The sequence below is a fragment of the Prevotella disiens genome (assembly GCF_900454955.1).
Lineage (GTDB): Bacteria > Bacteroidota > Bacteroidia > Bacteroidales > Bacteroidaceae > Prevotella > Prevotella disiens.
Map to the genome: position 1 here is coordinate 238,369 of NZ_UGTL01000001.1, position 18,515 is coordinate 256,883.

General features: G+C 40.7%; 15 protein-coding genes, 1 pseudogene and 1 riboswitch. Of the genes and pseudogenes, 12 read left to right on the plus strand and 4 right to left on the minus strand.

Going from position 1 to position 18,515, the window contains the following annotated elements; genetic code table 11:
* Positions 1-762, minus strand: coding sequence for a GLPGLI family protein (locus DYI03_RS00950; RefSeq protein ID WP_244916327.1), 762 nt, complete (start codon positions 760-762; stop codon positions 1-3).
* A 189-nt stretch (positions 763-951) separates the two neighbouring features.
* Here DYI03_RS00950 and DYI03_RS00955 point away from each other — a divergent pair, with 189 nt between their 5' ends.
* Together DYI03_RS00955 and DYI03_RS00960 are read left to right on the plus strand one after the other, a co-directional pair.
* Positions 952-2,148 carry a transposase gene (locus DYI03_RS00955; RefSeq protein ID WP_115367947.1) on the plus strand — a complete coding sequence of 399 codons (1,197 nt, stop codon included), beginning with the start codon at positions 952-954 and terminating at the stop codon, positions 2,146-2,148.
* A gap of 98 nt (positions 2,149-2,246) precedes the next feature.
* On the plus strand, positions 2,247-3,776 hold the full coding sequence (locus DYI03_RS00960) for an IS5 family transposase (protein ID WP_115367854.1): 1,530 nt from the start codon (positions 2,247-2,249) through the stop codon (positions 3,774-3,776).
* A 206-nt stretch (positions 3,777-3,982) separates the two neighbouring features.
* Here DYI03_RS00960 and DYI03_RS00965 read toward each other — a convergent pair whose 3' ends face one another.
* The 3 genes from DYI03_RS00965 to DYI03_RS00975 all read right to left on the minus strand — a co-directional run bounded on the left by DYI03_RS00965 (position 3,983) and on the right by DYI03_RS00975 (position 6,643).
* Positions 3,983-5,719, minus strand: coding sequence for a tetratricopeptide repeat protein (locus DYI03_RS00965; protein WP_115367867.1), 1,737 nt, complete (start codon positions 5,717-5,719; stop codon positions 3,983-3,985).
* Positions 5,720-6,041: 322 nt separating this feature from the next.
* A complete protein-coding gene (locus tag DYI03_RS00970) occupies positions 6,042-6,329 on the minus strand; it encodes a helix-turn-helix domain-containing protein (RefSeq protein WP_036870320.1) in 288 nt (95 codons plus the stop codon).
* A complete protein-coding gene (locus DYI03_RS00975; protein WP_025064872.1) occupies positions 6,329-6,643 on the minus strand; it encodes a helix-turn-helix domain-containing protein in 315 nt (104 codons plus the stop codon). Before DYI03_RS00975 ends, DYI03_RS00970 begins: the two co-directional genes overlap by 1 nt.
* 637 nt (positions 6,644-7,280) lie before the next feature.
* Here DYI03_RS00975 and DYI03_RS00985 point away from each other — a divergent pair.
* From DYI03_RS00985 to DYI03_RS01035, 10 genes and pseudogenes are all read left to right on the plus strand, one after another.
* A pseudogene (locus tag DYI03_RS00985) lies at positions 7,281-8,566 on the plus strand (VapE domain-containing protein).
* 213 nt (positions 8,567-8,779) lie between these two features.
* Complete coding sequence (locus tag DYI03_RS00990) at positions 8,780-9,772, plus strand: toprim domain-containing protein (protein WP_115367868.1); 993 nt, start codon at positions 8,780-8,782, stop codon at positions 9,770-9,772.
* 4 nt (positions 9,773-9,776) lie between these two features.
* A complete protein-coding gene (locus DYI03_RS00995) occupies positions 9,777-10,247 on the plus strand; it encodes a DUF3408 domain-containing protein (protein WP_025064754.1) in 471 nt (156 codons plus the stop codon).
* A gap of 360 nt (positions 10,248-10,607) precedes the next feature.
* Positions 10,608-11,033 (plus strand): plasmid mobilization protein, encoded by a 426-nt coding sequence (locus DYI03_RS01000; RefSeq protein ID WP_025064753.1) that lies wholly within the window; start codon positions 10,608-10,610, stop codon positions 11,031-11,033.
* Complete coding sequence (locus DYI03_RS01005) at positions 11,023-12,081, plus strand: relaxase/mobilization nuclease domain-containing protein (protein ID WP_025064752.1); 1,059 nt, start codon at positions 11,023-11,025, stop codon at positions 12,079-12,081. The genes DYI03_RS01000 and DYI03_RS01005 overlap by 11 nt, the downstream gene beginning before the upstream one ends.
* Before the next feature lie 178 nt (positions 12,082-12,259).
* Positions 12,260-13,183 (plus strand): DUF488 domain-containing protein, encoded by a 924-nt coding sequence (locus DYI03_RS01010; RefSeq protein WP_021668335.1) that lies wholly within the window; start codon positions 12,260-12,262, stop codon positions 13,181-13,183.
* 2 nt (positions 13,184-13,185) lie between these two features.
* The gene (locus tag DYI03_RS01015) at positions 13,186-14,064 is read left to right on the plus strand and encodes a hypothetical protein (RefSeq protein ID WP_231556652.1); all 879 of its coding nucleotides are present in this window, start codon (positions 13,186-13,188) and stop codon (positions 14,062-14,064) included.
* A 1,039-nt stretch (positions 14,065-15,103) separates the two neighbouring features.
* A riboswitch (SAM-I-IV-variant riboswitch) is annotated at positions 15,104-15,204 on the plus strand.
* A gap of 290 nt (positions 15,205-15,494) precedes the next feature.
* Entirely contained in the window at positions 15,495-16,787 is a 1,293-nt protein-coding gene (gene metK, locus DYI03_RS01025; RefSeq protein ID WP_004355919.1) for a methionine adenosyltransferase, read from the plus strand.
* A gap of 6 nt (positions 16,788-16,793) precedes the next feature.
* Entirely contained in the window at positions 16,794-17,726 is a 933-nt protein-coding gene (locus tag DYI03_RS01030; RefSeq protein WP_021670155.1) for a DUF4271 domain-containing protein, read from the plus strand.
* Between the two features lie 6 nt (positions 17,727-17,732).
* On the plus strand, positions 17,733-18,488 hold the full coding sequence (locus tag DYI03_RS01035; RefSeq protein ID WP_021670154.1) for a uroporphyrinogen-III synthase: 756 nt from the start codon (positions 17,733-17,735) through the stop codon (positions 18,486-18,488).
* Positions 18,489-18,515: the final 27 nt, after the last annotated feature.

Sequence of the window (18,515 nt, forward strand, 5' to 3'; positions counted from 1 at the left end):
TTATTCTAGCTCCATTTGAGGATAAAAGATAGTATTCTTTGGGTATAGCGTCGGATCGGTAGCCTTTTTTAAGAATGTGAGACGATCTATATCTTTATATTTTACCTCCCAGAAATTATAAAATTTAACGGGTGGTAGTTGTTCTTTTCTTATATTGTTTGCTGTTATATCTAAATAGCCATTGCAGTGTGCAGCTAAAACCAATCCGGGTAATCCTCCCAGTTTCCATGGACCAAGTGGTAACGGAATTTCTTCGCTAAACCATACTTTCCATTCTCGTCCTCGAAAGTGCGTTGTTGCCATCTTGCAATTGAATCCTATTATTTCCCGTGTACTGTCTTCACAAATTACCCATTCTTGTGTGGGGATATCTTCTACAATTCTATAATGCGAGTTCCAAATCCCTGTATATGTTATCGTTTTACCTTCTTCAAGATTTCTATAAAGATAGTCTCTATAGCCAGGACTTACGATCTCAGGCCCGGTAGAATTATTCCTATTTTGGACTGCTTTTATTTTCTCATTGATCATCGCCAAAGCTGTTTCAGGATTAGTAGCCAAAGAATCAAATCGTAATTTATGATAACTAAAATATTGGCTTACATTTTTCCCCACCCTCAGTGCAAAATCATCATAGCTATTACCAATTTTTACATGGTAACTGACTTCGATTATACTTGGTTCAATTATATGTGTATTCTGTCCAAAGCAGCTAAGCAGCGACATTATAAATGTGATACAGAAAGAGTAAAACTTCATCATAAGTTTATTCATAGTTGTTTGATTTTGATTATTTGAAAGCAAAATTAATTATTTCATAACAATACTCTGTTAATAATCACATAATTGTTTGAAAATGAGCGAATTGATTAACAAAACATAACTAAATAAATTTGGCTAAGTGCCTGATTTTCAGTACCTTTATAATTTATTCAAGACTTTAAAAGTATGATGATTTCAGAACCACTTAGCCAATATGAGGAGATCCTCAAGGGTGCAATCCGTACATCAATGAAAGAATCTGGTGCAAAGTTAGCAAAAACTTTCCAGACTCTGCTCATCGAGATACTGACTTTATATATGATTCTACCCAGAAAGATAAACTTCACACAGATGGCTCGCTACGGCAAGCATGGCGAGCAGACCTATCGTCAGAATTTCAACCGCAAGAAGAAAGACTGCATTGATTGGCTTCTGTTGAACCTGTCTCTTGCAAGGCGTGTGTTGGAAATGGAAGGCTTACTTGCCATTGCCATAGACCCATGCTATATCAGCAAGGCCGGGAAGAAGACTCCTCATATCGGACGGTTCTGGTCGGGATGTGCAGGGGCGGTGAAGCACGGACTTGAAATCATGGGCATCGGCTTGCTGGATGTTGCCAACAACAAGTGCATGATGCTGCGTGCCCATCAGACAATAGGGAACTCCGCGCTGAAGATGAGGAACAAGACACTCGTCGAATATTACATCAGTGTTATGAAGCGGTATTCAAAGAAACTGCTGAGTATCACTGATATAGTAGTGGCTGATGCATTCTTCTCCACATCCACGTTCGAGAAGGGCATATCGGAGCTTGGCTTCTATCTGGTCAGCCGCTTCCGTGACAACGCTTGCCTGCATTACATTCCCAAGAGGGAAAAGAGGCGTGGACGACCAAGAGTCAAGGGAGACAAGATTGACTTGGCAAACCTCAACCTCTCATGCATGGAAGAACTGCACATTGATGGACTGGACGGAAAGGCGTACACCCTCGAGGCTTATGCCAAGGCTCTGAAGAAGAGGGTGCGACTTGTCATCTGGCGAATGCCAGGTGGAAAGTGCAAGTTGTTCTTCTCGACAAAACTCTCAATGACGGGTGAGGAAGTATTGAAGACATACCGCACTCGTTTCCAGATAGAGTTCTGCTATCGCGACAGCAAGCAGTTTACGGGACTTATGGATTGTCAGGCAAGACACAAGAGACAGCTAGACTTTGCGTTCAACGCATCGTTTGCCTCACTGAATGCCGCCAAGGTCTTCATGAAAGACAATGGTATGGACAATTCCATGGCAAAAGTTAAGTCGTTGATGTTCAATGCGAACTATACGAAATTAATTTTCGATATATCCCGATGCCGACCGAACCGAACTTTAATTAGTGTTTACTGAATAATTTATAACTCTCTGATATTTAAGTTTATATAACTTTATTTCTTTGTTTGTTTAACTAGAAAATCGTACCTTTATATAGTTAAATCCATAGCAAGATGAAGTTTTACGCTCCAAAATACAAGCAACTTGACCTCGGTTTGCTCCGCTCATCCCTTGATGAGTTGGACAAGACAAACCGATGGGTGGCTCTCGGAAACCTTCTTCCATGGACAGAACTTGAGAAGGAATACAACTCAAGGTTGGACAATCAGAAGAAAGGTGCAGGGAACAAGCCGGCACGCATGATTCTCGGCGCAATGATTATCAAGCACAAACTAAACCTGAGTGATGCCGAGACCATCGAGATTATCAGAGAGAGTCCCTACATGCAGTACTTTTGTGGATTGCATGAGTTCACCGACAAGCCTATATTCGACCCGAGCCTATTCGTCACGATACGCAAGCGAATCTCAGAGGAAGAACTCAACAAGATGACAGTCAAGCTTCTCGACAAGCAGAGGCGTCTTCTTGAAGAGAAACGCAAGCGTGAAGAAGAAGAGGCGAAGAGGAATGATGAGGACCCGCCGGCTCCGAAACCAGAGGATCCGAATGCCGCTTCCTTCACCGACTCAAAAGGTCGCGAGCACAAGGGAGTGCTGAAGATTGATGCTACCTGTGCCGATGCAGAGATGCGTTATCCTGTTGACGTTGATATAATACATGATGGTTGCCGCAAGGTTACCGACTATATTATAAAGGTGTGCGAGATGTTTGAGCTGCACAAGCCACGCACGAACTACAAGCATGCACGTCAGGCATACCTTCAGCTTGTCAAGAAAGCCAAGAAGAAAGGCAAGATGGTGCGTGATACTATCGGGGTGATGCTCAACTACTTGCGCAAGGACATCCGCATCTTAATGGACTTGCTTGCAAAGAACAAGACGTACTACGAGAGCCTATTCCTATATGAGAAACGCACCTTGACTGCAATCCTCACGATGTACCATCAGCAGGAGGAGATGTACAGGTCAAAGACTCATACTTGTGCAGACCGCATACTGAGCATCTTTCAGCCACACGTCCGTGCCATTGTCCGTGGAAAGGCTAAGGCAAGGACTGAGTTCGGGGCCAAGATAGGTGCAAGCATAGTCGAGGGCTATACGTTCATCGACCACCACAGCTGGGATGCCTACAACGAGAGCCAGGATCTCTTGCTACAGATTCAACTTTTCAAAGAACGCTTCGGCTATCTTCCGGCCACCATCCTTGCGGATAAGATTTACCTAAACAGGTCAAACCGAGATATACTTGAGGATTTTGAAATCCATTCATACTGCAAACCGTTAGGGCGACCACCGAAGGATCCTCCTTCAGATGAGATGAAATCCAGAATGGCCAAAGCCATCGGGGAGCGCAATGAAATCGAATGCTCATTCGGTACTGGCAAGAGAATCTATCGAGCCAATGACATAAGAGCCAAGCTTCCAGATACAGCACGATGCTGGACAGGAATGTGCTACTTCGTTAAAAACGTGATGAAGTTCCTCAGGGAACTTTGTCTTGCCCTGACCGAAATCTGGTGGTTTTTCATCATTATCGTCACTATGAGGGGCTACGTCTGCTACCCTCTGTCTGTGAAGAGATAATAATTCAGCAGACCCTAATTAGTAAGATTGTCAAAGAACTCATTGGTTGGCAGCCTAAGGCTGCGTAGCCATATACTCAAATTTTAACGAACTATTGTCATAAAGATATAACAAAAAAAATGATTACACATTTTACACTTTCTTAAAGAAAAAGTGTAAAATACAGATTATCAAAGACTTGTATCTTGACAAAAATGGTTTATTGATCACATTTCCCTAATATTTTTATCAATTCCCTTAGCTCCATCTATGCCAAATAGCTTCTTATTAATAGCGGATCGGATGTTTGTTATACGCTGATTTTTCAAATTTAATAAGGTTGCGATTTCCGAAGGACTAAAGTAAAGTCGGACAAGGATGCTGGTTTTAATTTCCTGACTGGTAAGTGCGTAACTTGCATTACTAATCTTGGTATAGAAATCTGATAGACGTTGTGAAATTATTTCAATGAGATGACGCCACTCTTTTTCCGTTGGCATATTGGCATGGACTGCCAAATCATGAAATCTTATCACTATTTGATGAGAAAGCAAAGCCTGCTCAATATCCCATTCCTTTTCCTTTGCCGTATCTTCCTGATAGAACGACAGTTGTTCTTGCAGGTGCATAATCTCTTGCTCTTTCTGCTTTTTGAATCTTTCCATATCATGTCTTAACGCCTGCACATCGCTGGTGGCTTTGCTAAATCTAAATAGCAATGAGGAATATTCTTTGTTGGCAGCCATCTGCTGTGCCTTTCTTTTATCAGACATCTTTTTTCTATGTAAATATCCGATTACCGATATAGCTGATACAAGGAAAAGTATTCCGTAGATGACACGTATAAGGTTGTTGTTTTCTTCTTCTTTTTCAGTAGCCTTTCTTTTACTTTCGTTGTAGTTGTACAAAGCTTGCGCCCGTGTTATTTCTGTTGCCGACTCCTGAAAATTTGCTGAATCGTTGGCATCGGCAAATAATCGGGCATATTTGGCAATGGAGTCTTTCTCGCCACTTTTCTCGAATACGGACAACAAGCCTTTATATGCAGCTTCTTGATATTCAATTTCATCAAAACCATTCCATAATTTACGATAGAAATATTCCGCAGAATCATTTTTTTCTATCGCTTCGTAATATTTGCCTATATAGAAAAAGGAAGATATTCTTTCTTCTGTTAGTTCTTGTTGCCCATTCAGCACACCCGTGTATTTAATGTATTCGTCTATATGCTTCTTGGCTTCTTTTAATTGATTGTTTTCTATTTCTGCTTCTATCGTTGTAAGCAACGACCCCGCAGCATCGGAAGCCCTGCCACAGGCAATGTAACGTTTGTAAACATCATGGTTGATTTCCAAGGCTTTTTTCTTGTCATTAAGCAAATAATAAGCTCCACCCATGTGGTCTAGAAAATTAATAACTGCCAGTGTGTCTTTTACTTTCTCGGCACAGGCAATCGCTTTGCCCCACATCTTCAGTTCCATCTTGGGAGTACGTTGTTCGTCGAACAGTCCCGCCATCTGTGCGTAAACTCTGCTGAGTTGCTTAAAATCACAATCTGCTTGTGTTGTATCCGCTTGCTCCACAGCCTTGTTGTAATATTCAATCGCCATTGGCGCATCTCCCTTGTCGCGATAAACGCACCCCAACAGGTAGAGGGCCTTTATACGTTGTTTGTCGTTTCCGTACCTGTTATAGTAATCGGCAACATCGGTCATAAAGGTATCGGCTTTCATAGAGATGAAAAACTGATTATGGGCATCTGCCAAAAGAAAACGATAAAGCAGATAATCTTTCTTCGTAAAATTCCGCTGATTTTTAGAAAGGCTGTCCAAGATCGTTAATGCACGTTTGTCTTGATGAGCTATGAGACTGTCAATAGTGGCTAATTCTCCATGATATGTGAAATTGTTACATCCCACCAATACAAAGATAAGTAGTGTGAATATAGTAAGCGTATATTTCATTGTATTTGCATTTTTAATGCAAAGATAGTACTTCTTAGTAAATAATTATAGTTCAAGTATATTAAAATGATTTATAAACAGACTCTTTTTAACCCAAATCGGTCATTAGAAAATTTCGCTTTCATTTTGTCTTGCAATAGAACGAAAGATGCATATTGTGTTAATATACAGATGCTATTACAATGGAACAGTCTGCTATAATCTGACTTTTTGCACGGAAAAATTTCTAATGACCGATTTGGGTTTAAAATAGGAATAACATAAAGTTATGCTTCCGCTCTGATTACTTGTTGAGTTTATCAATTATACTAATCATCTTATCCTACTTATAATTCTCCTCCAACATCCTTTCCAAGTCCGAAGCCTTATAGAGTATCTTCCCTGCGAACTGTATATAGGGTATAATCTTCCTATCCCGATAGTCCTGCAGGGTGCGTGGGCTGATATACAGCCTCTCGCATACTTCTTTACCTGTTAGGAAATGCTCTCCTCCAAAGAGCGGCTTGTGTGTCTGTGCTACTTCCTTTATCCGTCTGTTCACTCCCTCAAGTGCGGAGAGTACCACAAGCATATCGTCCGCATCCATGTTCAAGTCTCTTACCTGTTCCATCATTCTCTTTCCTTATTTGTTATTTTTGAATCTGTTTTTTTCGATTTCTCCGATTTACTTTGGAGCAATAGCTCCACATCCTCACGCCTGTAATAGCACTTATGCCCGATTTGCGAGAAAGGCAGCACGCCTGTATCCCGATAGTGCTGCAATGTGCGCTTGCTGATGTTAAGCAACTTGCACACATCACCGTTGTGCAGCCAATCGGTATGCTTGCTTTGTTCTCCAAATGCCTTATGGCAGGTCTCAGCAAGGCTAAGTATCTCATTTCTGAGCCTTGTCCAATTTGAATCCGTAATGATAAAATATCCCATAATTCTATTATTGTTTTGTTTGTAATTCTGTCTTATTGGTATTGACAATACCTTTGCCTGTTTTGCGTATCATCGCACGTTTATGTCTGCAAAAGTATGATGAGTTTATCACACTTCAAAGCAGCAGGGAACAGCAGGGAAATATCGGGAACTTCAAGGAAAAAGACAATGCATTTTATCAGCAGCCGTTTGCGCATTCTTTCCCTGTTTTCTTCTTTTACCGTCCGTTTGACGCAAAGATAGGGCGGTGCATGTCCTATTCTATCATTCTTCTTTTAAGTGGCACCTTGTAGCACTCTTGGTGTAGACAAAAGCTACCCTATTTCTGTACTGATTCTATTGTTTGCAATATTGGTGCTGAATACTGCAAACGTGTGCAGAGGGTACACTTCTACCTCTGTCTTTCCTTGCTATTTTATCTTCTGTTTTGACTTAATTTGGGCTTCAATCAGTCATTTCTTTTCCTGTCTCCTCAAAAATCCGTGCGAACTTTATTGCGAATGAACGCAACATTATGCAAGCACTCTCCGAATGCTTGGAACTTTCATCTTCTCGTAATAACTTCACTCTCTGAAACCAAACCAAGCATATAATGAAGAAGAATGCAGATAAAAGTAAATCGAAGGGAGGAAACAATATGCCTAAGCAAAGGAAGACTTCCTCCAAAAACGGTGAGATAGAAACTTATCTCTCCTCTTATTATGAGTTCAGATACAACACAGTATTGGGAAGAACTGAATACAGGAGTAAGGGCGATGCTCACTTCTCAAAAGTGGGTCGCTATGAAATCAACACGCTCCGCAGGGAACTTGACAACGATGTGGGGATTAACACATCTTCCGACAACCTCTATTCCATTATAGAGAGCAGCTTCTCTCCACGTATCAACCCTATACAGGAGTATTTCAAGGGATTGCCCTTGAGGGATATTGGTAATATCTGTGGTAATAATAGTGGCAATAGCGATAGTTGTAATCATGAAAGTAGTGGCAATAATGAAAACAATTGCTGTTGTGATATTTCTTCCCTTTCACTGAAAGCCATTCCTGACTTGGCAAGTTGCGTTGTGGTGCGTAACTCTGACAAGTGGCTGCCGTACCTCACCAAATGGCTCGTGGCAGTGGTCGCCAATGCCATGGACGACCGTGAGTGCCGAAACCACACCTGTCTCGTGCTGACGGGCGAGCAGGGAAAGTTCAAAACCACGTTTTTGGATTTGCTCTGTCCGCCAGCCTTGCACGGTTACAGCTACACGGGTAAGATATATCCGCAGGAGAAGGACACGCTGACTTATATCGGGCAAAACCTCATCGTAAACATTGATGACCAACTCAAAGCCCTCAACAAACGGGACGAGAACGAGCTCAAAAACCTCATCACCTGTCCGATGGTCAAATACCGTATGCCCTACGACAAGTACGTGGAAGAGCATCCTCACTTGGCAAGCTTTGTGGCATCAGTGAACGGCAATGACTTTCTTACAGACGCTTCCTGCCCTTTGAAGTGCTTTCTATAGATATTGAGAGAGCAAAAGCTATCTCGATGGACAATGTTTATGCGGAAGCCAAAGCCCTGTTAAAGTCAGGTTTTCGCTATTGGTTTGATGATGATGAGATTGCCGAACTATACAGGGAGAGCGAGGATTTCCAAGTGCAGACTGCAGAAATGGAACTACTACTACGCTGCTTCGAGAAACCAGCGGAGGATGAAAACTATTCGTTAATGACCACTACGGAGATACTTACCTATTTGGGTATTTATACTCACCAATCACTTGTTGCCAAGCGTATGGGCGAAGCCTTGAAGAAAGCAGGATACATAAAGATGAGCAAACGAAGAAACGGAGGTAGCCCCATCTATGTCTACAAAATTAGGAAAATCTTGCCCTGCCCGCTCCTTAAAACTTGTAGTAGCCAAATGTAGTAGAATGTGTAGTATTGTCTTATACCACAAAGTAGCACTGATTATCAATCACTTATCAAAAAATAGTATGTAGTAAGAAGAAAGATGAAAAAGTTTGGAGAGGAAAAACTTCAGAAAAGAGTTTTTCTTTCAACTACCATTCAAATATCATTCAAACACACTATTGTCATTCAAATAAAAATTATACAATCAGTTTAATTAAAACATATCACAATGAAAGAAGAAGATTTATCACTTATCAAGCGATATCCCATCGTGGAGTATCTCGAAAGGAAAGGCATCAAGCCTGTACGTAGGACTGCTGCCTATGCCCTGTATTATTCACCGCTCAGGGAGGAAACGCATCCGAGCTTCAAGGTGGACACAGAGAAGAACCTTTGGATAGATTATGCCGAAGGCAGGGGCGGAAGCATAATCGACCTCTGTATGCGCTTGGAGAGCTGCACGCTATCGGAAGCCATCCGCTGTTTGGAACAAAACGCTTCCGATAATATAACATATAGTTCTCGTAAAGACTTCGTGCCAAATAATTCCCAGCCTGTGATGGCTGTAAATGGAGCAAGGAGACTGATAGAAATATCAGACACCCTGCCACCACATTTGCAGGAGTATCTTGCGAGGGAACGCTGCATTGACTTGGAAAAGGCAATGCCATTTCTTAAATGTATCACTTATGAGGTAAGGGGCAGATGTTACGAAGCCATCGGCTTTGCCAATCTCTCTGGCGGCTATGAGCTTCGGGACAATAAAACGTTCAAGGGAACGATAACTCCGAAAGACATTACTCCTATATTCACCGACAAGATAATAAACCAAATACAGCCAACTTGTGTATTCGAGGGTTTTATGGATTTTCTTTCTTTTCTTTCAATGAAAGAAGAAGTAACAAATGCCTGTATTGTGCTAAACTCCGTGAGCAATACCGCCAAAGCAATTCGGTATATGAATGCGCAGGGAATATCTTTCATTCGTACCTTTCTTGATAATGACGATGCAGGGCGGAGAGCTGTACAGGAGTTTGCAGGGGCAGGCTTTCATGTTGAGGACATGAGCATACACTACAAGGATTTCAAAGACCTCAACGAGTTTCATGTCAATCGTGTCCGTGAGCGACAGAAGCATAAAGGGCAGATACAGGCACACATGTCGGTTACAGACCAAAATCAAAACAAGGAATCAAAACAAGTCAAACATAAAATCAGATAGAGAAATGAAAAAGAAAACAATGATGAATGACAAAGACCTTTCGTGGTTCTTGGACAACCAAGATGATGAAATGGACAATGAGGTAATCCCACAGACGGAAGCACAACCCGTTCCTGTGGAGGAAACAACAACGGACGTAGAAATGAATGAGGACAGCATTACTCAAGAAGAAGCGGATATCACTTCTGGGAAATCCGAGCATACACGGCATACTGAGAATATGGCTGTTCAAAGACGCATCAGCTCAAAAATGAGAAAGAAAACACTCGAAGCCTACAAGCAAGCCTACCTTGTTCCGACAAAACTGAGCAATCGAAAAGCGGTCTATCTGAGCAGGGAAACGCAGGAACGTGCCGACTTCATCGTGCGCAGGTTAGGCGACAGGGGCAGCAACCTTTCAAGTTTCGTGGAGAACATCGTGCGCATTCATTTGGAGGAGTATGGTGAGGACATAGAGAAGTGGAGAAAGCTGTGAGGCACAGGAAAAGGGGGCGAGGACTTTTGGGAAAAGGGGATATTATTCCACTCAAAACCCTCAACCCTTTTTTAGAGAACATAACAACAGACATTTGTCAAACATACTGAATGATGGGAACACCACGAACGCAGTTAAACACAGAATGCACGGCATTCACTTTTCGGCAGCAAAACGCCTTGTGCGTAAACGTTTCGTTAGCTGATATTGCAAGACGTCAGTTTGTACCCACAAACTGCCCTTGCTCCCCTCGTCAGACTATCGGGGAGATAAGACCGTAATCACTCCGTTCTCATCGGTCAGTATTTAGGAATTAAGGTAATAAATCATCTACAATGATAAACTTTCAAGGAAACTTATATGAACAGATATAAAGGAAAAGCTGCCCGATGGCAGCAACAGGATAAAGAAGAACAGCGGATGAACAAAACGGAGTTCATCAAGGTAAGATGTACCAGTGAAGAGAAGAAACGTATCAAATCAAGGGCGGAAAACACGGGACGGAAATTCTCCGATTATTGTCGGGAAATACTCCTTAACGGAGAAGTAACAGCCGTTCCCAAGATGACAGACAATGAGAGGGAAGCCATTGCCATTCTCCAGCATACAGGAAGGTTCTACGGGCAGGTTTCCAATCTCATCAAGGTCAAGGACGAGGATTGGCTACATATCACCAAGAACCTTTCGCTATGTGCCAAAGAAGCATTTAAGCGGTTTTACGACCCGCATTTTCGTGTGGATGATGAGGTATACAAGGTCTTAAATCTGACAAGAAATGATAGGTAAATGTAAGGCGATAGCGCACGGCAGCACGGCTTTGGACTATATTTTCAGAGAAGGCAAGCTCGGTTATCGGCTTGCCTTCCATAATCTTTGCAGTAGGGATCAAAAGACTATCTATGAGGAAATGAAAGTGGTCAGTAACTACAACAGCCGTTGCAGGAACAAGTTTCTCCGTATCGAAATAAGTATCGCACCACAAGACGAAAGAAAGCTACCTGTGTCAGAACTTATGCGGATAGCCCATTTGTTTGCCAAGCGAATGGGACTTGACAACCACCAATGGGTAGCAGTAACGCACAAGGACACTGATAATAGACACATTCACATCATCGCCAACCGTATCAGCCTGTACGGAGAGGTCTATGATACCACCTTTGTGAGCAATAGGGCTGCAAGGGTGGCAGAGGAAATCAGCAGGGAGAAAGGCTTGACCATTGCAAAAGAGGTCAAGGCAGAAAGGAAACACCAAAAGGAAAAAGCCAGCCCTACAAGAGAGCAAACAAAGCAGCAGGTGCAGAAGATTTGCTACACCTTGCTTGACAAGTACAAAGGAACAGGCGTCACGGGGCATTCCATGTTCCTTTATGAATTGAACAAAAACGGCATTACCATAGAGCGTATGAAGAATAAGCAGGGCAAGGTATATGGCTTGAAGTTCTCCTTCAATGGACAAAGCTTCAAAGCTTCCGAAATCGGCAGGGAGTTCGGCTACCATTCCTTGCAGAATGACTTTGAAACAACCAACAAGGAAGAAACAAGGAAACCACATCTAACAGTACAAGAGCCTACAGAAAAGAAAGAACAATCAGATACAGGCTACCAACTTGTACCTCCAAGCCGCTCCTCTATCTCACGAGACAATGATACCTCACAAGGGCAGAATCCCATTGGTGCAGTGGCAGACACCATCATTAGTGCAGCCGATGATGTGGTGGAAGGGTTGGGCGATTTGATTACACCATCCGCACATGGTGATGACTATGCAGAAACAGCGTGGCAGCGCAAGCTCAGAAACCAAGCAAACAGAAAGAAGCGAGGTAGAAGATTGTAATTAATCTCCTTCGCTGCATGGCTCAACATAAAATAGCGCAAACCTAAGCTTGTATAATAATACAGTAAAATTGCTATGCTTCACATTATTTCTACTGTTAAATGCTATTTTAGATATACATTAAAATTGCCAAGATTGTTGGCTTTATTAAAGATAATTTGTAACTTTGCCCAAGAATATGCAAGTTTTGTATTATAGAAGGAAAATTATTTTGGCGTTGCTCGAAGCGCTTGGGAAAGATGTTTCTGCAAAGAGTTTGCAGAAGTATCTATTCCTTTTTACGCGTAGGCAGGTTGGTGAGAAAGCCTTTGATTTTGTTCCTTATAAATACGGCTGTTTCTCTTTTCAGGCCAATCAGGATTTAGTGGTTTTATCCAAGCAAGGATATTTGGATATAGAGAAAACAGAAAGAAAAGACAGCCTTTATCATTCCTTGCATGAAACTCATTTTATCAGGGATTTGGATTTGTTTGATACTCAGGCTATTCGTGAAGTTTGCAAATTATACGGTAACATGTCTCAAAATGAGTTAATTGCCTATACATATAGAACAAACCCATTTACAGCAATCAATAGTACAATTGCCCAGTACTTGCTGACGCAAGAAGAAATGGATAAAGTCAGGAAATACAGGGAACGGTACAAATTCACCTCTTCGGTGCTGATGACCATTGGCTATGAAGGATTTACCCTTGAAAAGTATCTGAAGCAACTGATATGCAATGATATTAGAGTGTTATGCGATGTTAGGAAAAATGCGTTCAGCATGAAATATGGTTTTTCCAAGGGTATTCTACAAAAAGCCTGTGAGGGCGTAGGGATCAAATACATACATGTACCTGCGTTAGGCATAGAATCTGAAAACAGAAAAGCACTAAATACTCAAGAGGACTACGACCGTCTGTTTGAGGAATATGAGCAAACCTCATTAAAACAGAATTGGGATGCGTTATTATATGTGCGTTCTGTTTTAGACGAGGAGAAAAGAGTCTGTCTCACTTGCTTTGAGAAAGATCCAAGGCAATGTCACCGTACACGAGTGGCAAGAGCCTTGATGGAATTGCCGAATGTAACCTATGATTTTCAAGAAATTTTGTTATAATTATGCGGATATTAGTATCTGTAATGACTTATCCTTCTCTATCGGAAAAACACCTTGAAACGGTATGCACAGCAGGGTTTCGTGAGGATGGCTCTTGGATAAGGATTTTCCCAATCCCCTATCGGGTGATTTATGCGGATAACGATGTGCCTCGGTATCACAAATGGCAATGGATAGAGGTAGATGTGGAGAAAAGGACTCAGGACAGTAGGCCAGAAAGTTACCATATCTATAATATTGATACGCTTAAAATCGATCCGAATATCCTTGGTAAAAATGGCAAAGGGACAGATTGGAATTTAAGGCTTCAATGGGTTCTGAAAAACAAGATGGTTTTCACAAATATGAGTGAACTTCTTGCCTTGACGACACAGAACAAAATTTCTTTAGCCGTATTAAAACCTACACATGTGAACCGAGTGGTATGTTGTGATCTGAGGAAGAAAGACGATGGCAAGAGCATGGAAAAATTTGCTGATAAATTGTCAAAACTCAAAGCGAAGTATCAAGCAAAGTTGCGCCAATTGAACATCTTTGAAGATAAACAGGACATGAAGGATTCTTTTCAATTTGCAGAGAAGATTCCTTATAAATTCAGTTATGAATTCGTAACTGAAGATGGAATAACGCGTACCCTCATGATTGAAGATTGGGAAATTGGAGCTTTATATAGAAACTGCATTCGAAAAGATAAAAGTGAAGAAACCGCTGTCCAGAAAGTTATCAGGAAATATGAGGACATGGCGAAAAAAGATATTTATCTGTTTTTAGGTACTTCATACGAGTGGCATAAAAGAAAAGCTCCTGATCCTTATTTAATTATCGGAGTCTTTGCCCCTCCCAAAAACAGACAATTGGACTTAGACCTATTCCCTGTTTAAGAAAAAGTTAGCAACTGCATGTACCATCATTAAGACAACAGTTATTGGACTAAAAGACTAACAAGCCATCTCGCACATACCGCAAGACAGCATAAACTTGTAAGGCATTCATTCTTTTATATCTTTTCGCACCAAAAAACGCTTGTTATTCGGTAACAAAGTATTATCTTTGCAAACAGAATAACAAGCGTTCTTTGTTAGGCAGAAAACAGCGAAGCCAAGTAGCTTGCTCGTTTCTAAATCGTTACCTATTCAGTTTCAAAAACGAGGTAACTTACTTATTTTCAGTTAGTTGTATTTTGAGAATTGTTTGAAGTGCAAAAGAGCCTATTTTGAGGTGCGAAAGAGCCTATTTTGAAATTTAAGGCATAAATTACACATTTTTGAACGCATGTTTTAAAAATATAGGATAATATCCGTTACTTTTGAAACTGACCAAAATGCAGATAAAGAAAAATCCGTTACTTTTGAAAAAGCAGTTGATTTTTTAAGGTTGGTTCTAAAAATTAGCTTTGCTATATTTTGAGTTTTTTATTGAGTAAAAATAGGCAGTGAATGAGAGAGCATAGTGGACTATGCGACCGAATGAACTGACAATTTGTGCCAATAAAAGACCAAAAGAAAGCAAAACATAATCCATTATTTAAAGTAATATACTACGATGGTAATTTTTAGAACGATTTCGTTAAGTCAAACGAACTATATAAATGAGCAAAGCGAAATTTAAACATGGTCGTGACGAGAAATAGAACCTTTCGAGCAATGATACTTTGTAGGGGCGTGATTTTTTCGCTTTGCTCAACAACTCGTATCACGTTCCTAATATACTAAAATCTGCGGATAGGAACGTGATAAATCACGCCCCTACAAAGTATCATAGCTTGCCAGAAAACAGCTATTTTGCACTTTGAAAAAGAACCCATCTTAATACTTTTACAGTGGATTTCTCGTTCAAAAAACCTAAATGGTAGCAATTTTTTAATAATTTGCCTCCTAAAAATTTGTGTAAATGGAAATAATCTACTAATTTTGCATCCGTTTTTAGCATCAAGAGTCGGCAAAAGGTCGCCCCAACCGAGCTATAGTTAAGTGTCACGGTGGGAAAACGATGCGGATTGTCTCACAATTTAAAGTACTTAACATGACTGCAAAATACATTTAGCAACTAAAAATTATGCGGCTCACGACAAAAGCGAGTTGCAATACGGCATGGGTATTACCCTAATAAATTCTAAATAAATAATGTTTATTTTGTTATCCGAAGATGTTACCGTAACTTTGTCGCTCGTAAGGAAGTGATTTATTACGTTCCTCATCAAGAAAGCGCAAAAAGACTAAAAGGGAAATGGAATAAATTCCACCCAACAACAAGCAAAGTAATGGCTTACAATTAGGATAATAAACGAGTAAAAAATAAAAGAAAAAACAATATGTCATATTTATTCTCATCAGAATCAGTTTCAGAAGGACACCCAGACAAGGTGGCCGACCAAATAAGTGATGCACTTTTAGACCAATTTCTCGCTTATGACGAGAACTCTCGCTGTGCTATCGAAACGTTCAATACCACTGGACAAGTGGTCATCATGGGCGAAGTACGTTCAAAGGAATACATTGATATTTCGACAATTACACGAAATATAATCAACCGAATAGGCTATACCAAAGCAGAATATCAATTCGACGGCAATAGCTGTGGTGTGCTATCAGCAATTCACGAGCAAAGTTCTGACATTAATCGTGGCGTAGACCGTACAGACGAAGACAACCAAGGCGCAGGCGACCAAGGTATGATGTTTGGTTACGCATGCAACGAAACCGACAATTATATGCCTGTTACACTCGACCTTGCCCATTTATTGATGACAACATTGGCAGATATTCGTAAGGAAGGCAAACAAATGACTTATTTGCGCCCAGACTCTAAGAGCCAAGTAACCATTGAATATTCTGATGATAATATTCCACAGCGCATCGATACAATCGTAGTTTCAACCCAACACGATGACTTCATAAAGCCTGAAAACGACTCTCCTGAGGCACAATTGCAGGCAGACGAACAAATGTTGGCGCAGATTCGTAAGGACGTTTTAGAAATCCTTATGCCACGCGTAAAAGCACAAATCACATCAGAAAAGGTATTAAAACTTTTCAACGACAACATTAAATATTTCGTAAACCCAACAGGTAAGTTCGTTATTGGTGGTCCTCACGGCGACACAGGCTTAACAGGTCGTAAGATTATCGTGGATACCTATGGCGGAAAAGGAGCGCATGGTGGCGGTGCTTTCTCGGGTAAAGACTCGTCAAAGGTAGACCGCTCAGCAGCATACGCAGCTCGTTACATTGCCAAAAACATGGTTGCAGCAGGCGTTAGCGACGAAATTCTCGTGCAGTTGGCTTACGCAATTGGCGTGGCACAACCCGTTAGCATTTATGTAAACACATACAATCGTGCAAAAGTACAGATGACAGACGGCGAAATAGCAGAGAAAATTAAGCAAATGTTCGATTTGCGTCCAAAAGCCATTGAACGCCAATTGAAATTACGCCAACCAATGTATTTAGAAACTGCATCATACGGACACATGGGACGTAAGAACGAAGTTGTGAAAAAGACCTTTACAAGCCTTTATCATGAGCATAAAACCATTGATGTAGAACTCTTTACATGGGAAAAACTCGATAAAGTAGACGAAATAAAGAAAGCTTTCGGACTTTAACAAAATATGCCTACAACCGATACTCTCGCTGTTCCACCTTTGTTAAGACGAATAAAATCGCCTCAACAAAAGGCTGATACAACAGCAAAAGCAACGGTGGCTGACACAATAAAAACTAAAACAAAAAGCATTTTAGAGTGGAAAGCCCCAAAAGCATTTAAACTGACAGAAGTAAAGTTTGCCCAAGAAAGTTATTTCAAGGGCAATCCTTACTACCGTCCCGAACTTGGTATGCACCATAGTGGCATATTAGGCGACCCAGCACCTTACAGCGTCAGCAACGATAACATGGTGGCAGGAACGTTGTTACTCTGTTTTGCATTGGCAATGATAGCTGCTTCCATGTCGAGCAACTTTATAACCAGACAAATAAAGGAACTCTTTCACCGTCCTTATCGGCGCACAAATGTAGGAGAAACAGCACGCGAAGTAAGGTTTCAGTTGTTTTTAGTGTTACAAACATCGTTGCTATTAAGCATTACTTACTACCTTTTTACAGGGTCATCGGCAGGCGAAAAATATATCATAGACTCCCCAATATTGATAGTAGCCATCTTTTTAGCCATCTTTTTAAGCTATTTTTTTGCGAAAAATCTGCTCTATAAATTAGTGAATTGGGTCTATTTCGATAGAAAGAGTAATCAGCAATGGTCAAGACTCGGACTTTTCTTGATTTCAGCCGAAGGAGTTTTGATTTTCCCCGCTGTTTTATTGCTCATTTACTTCGGTTTATCCGTGCAATATACCCTCTTTTACATCGCTACTGTAATCGTTTTCGCCAAATTGCTTCTATTTTATCAAGGGTATGTCATCTTTTTTAAAAGAACAGCTGCCAGTCTGCAAATTATTTTGTACTTTTGCACCTTAGAATTAATGCCGTTGATGGCATTATTAGGAATCTTGGTTTATACCGATAACTATTTGACAATAAATTTTTAGGACACGATGATTAAAAAGATATTGATATCACAGCCAAAACCAGGGAGTGAAAAGTCGCCATACTATGATATTGCGAAGGAATTTAACGTAGATATGGTGTTCCGTCCATTCTTTAAAGTGGAAGGTTTGTCGTCAAAAGAATTTCGCCAACAGAAAGTAAATTTGCTCGAACATACTGCTGTGGTATTCACTTCACGTCATGCTATCGACAATTATTTCAAGTTAGCACAGGAAATGCGCATAACAATTCCTGAAACAATGAAATACTTTTGCGTCATAGAAACAATTGCCTTGTACATTCAAAAGTACACACAATACAGAAAACGCAAAATATTCTTTGGCAATTCTGGTAAAATTGATAGTTTGATTCCTACGATGGTGAAGCACAAAGATGAAAAATATCTTGTGCCAATGAGTTCGGTTCACACTGATTCTATCAGCAGTTTGCTCACTGCTCATAAGCTAAAATACAAGGAATGCGTAATGTATCGCACCGTAACAAACGACCTTACGGAAGAAGAAAAGAAAAATTTTGACTACGATATGTTAGTATTCTTTAGTCCAACAGGGGTTAGTTCATTGAAAAAAAACTTGCCCGATTTTGTGCAAGGTGATATAAAAATTGCAGCGTTTGGCCCTGCTACGGCAAAAGAAGTAATCAATCAAGGATTGCGATTAGACTTAGAAGCACCATCAGATAAGTATCCTTCTATGACCGCTGCATTGCGTGCTTTCTTGGAAGAAAATACGAAAAAGAAATAAAAGTAAGGTGTATTCTGATAAAAGAGT

Bases quoted from the DNA above. Each gene is read 5' to 3' on its own strand.
- DYI03_RS00995 (WP_025064754.1), top strand. From the start codon at position 9,777: ATGAAAAAGAAAACAATGATGAATGACAAAGACCTTTCGTGGTTCTTG.
- DYI03_RS01010 (WP_021668335.1), top strand. From the start codon at position 12,260: ATGCAAGTTTTGTATTATAGAAGGAAAATTATTTTGGCGTTGCTCGAA.
- DYI03_RS00990 (WP_115367868.1), top strand. From the start codon at position 8,780: ATGAAAGAAGAAGATTTATCACTTATCAAGCGATATCCCATCGTGGAG.
- DYI03_RS01005 (WP_025064752.1), top strand. From the start codon at position 11,023: ATGATAGGTAAATGTAAGGCGATAGCGCACGGCAGCACGGCTTTGGAC.
- DYI03_RS00965 (WP_115367867.1), bottom strand. From the start codon at position 5,719: ATGAAATATACGCTTACTATATTCACACTACTTATCTTTGTATTGGTG.
- DYI03_RS01030 (WP_021670155.1), top strand. From the start codon at position 16,794: ATGCCTACAACCGATACTCTCGCTGTTCCACCTTTGTTAAGACGAATA.
- DYI03_RS00970 (WP_036870320.1), bottom strand. From the start codon at position 6,329: ATGGAACAGGTAAGAGACTTGAACATGGATGCGGACGATATGCTTGTG.
- metK (WP_004355919.1), top strand. From the start codon at position 15,495: ATGTCATATTTATTCTCATCAGAATCAGTTTCAGAAGGACACCCAGAC.
- DYI03_RS00960 (WP_115367854.1), top strand. From the start codon at position 2,247: ATGAAGTTTTACGCTCCAAAATACAAGCAACTTGACCTCGGTTTGCTC.
- DYI03_RS00955 (WP_115367947.1), top strand. From the start codon at position 952: ATGATTTCAGAACCACTTAGCCAATATGAGGAGATCCTCAAGGGTGCA.
- DYI03_RS01035 (WP_021670154.1), top strand. From the start codon at position 17,733: ATGATTAAAAAGATATTGATATCACAGCCAAAACCAGGGAGTGAAAAG.
- DYI03_RS00975 (WP_025064872.1), bottom strand. From the start codon at position 6,643: ATGGGATATTTTATCATTACGGATTCAAATTGGACAAGGCTCAGAAAT.
- DYI03_RS01000 (WP_025064753.1), top strand. From the start codon at position 10,608: ATGAACAGATATAAAGGAAAAGCTGCCCGATGGCAGCAACAGGATAAA.
- DYI03_RS01015 (WP_231556652.1), top strand. From the start codon at position 13,186: ATGCGGATATTAGTATCTGTAATGACTTATCCTTCTCTATCGGAAAAA.
- DYI03_RS00950 (WP_244916327.1), bottom strand. From the start codon at position 762: ATGATGAAGTTTTACTCTTTCTGTATCACATTTATAATGTCGCTGCTT.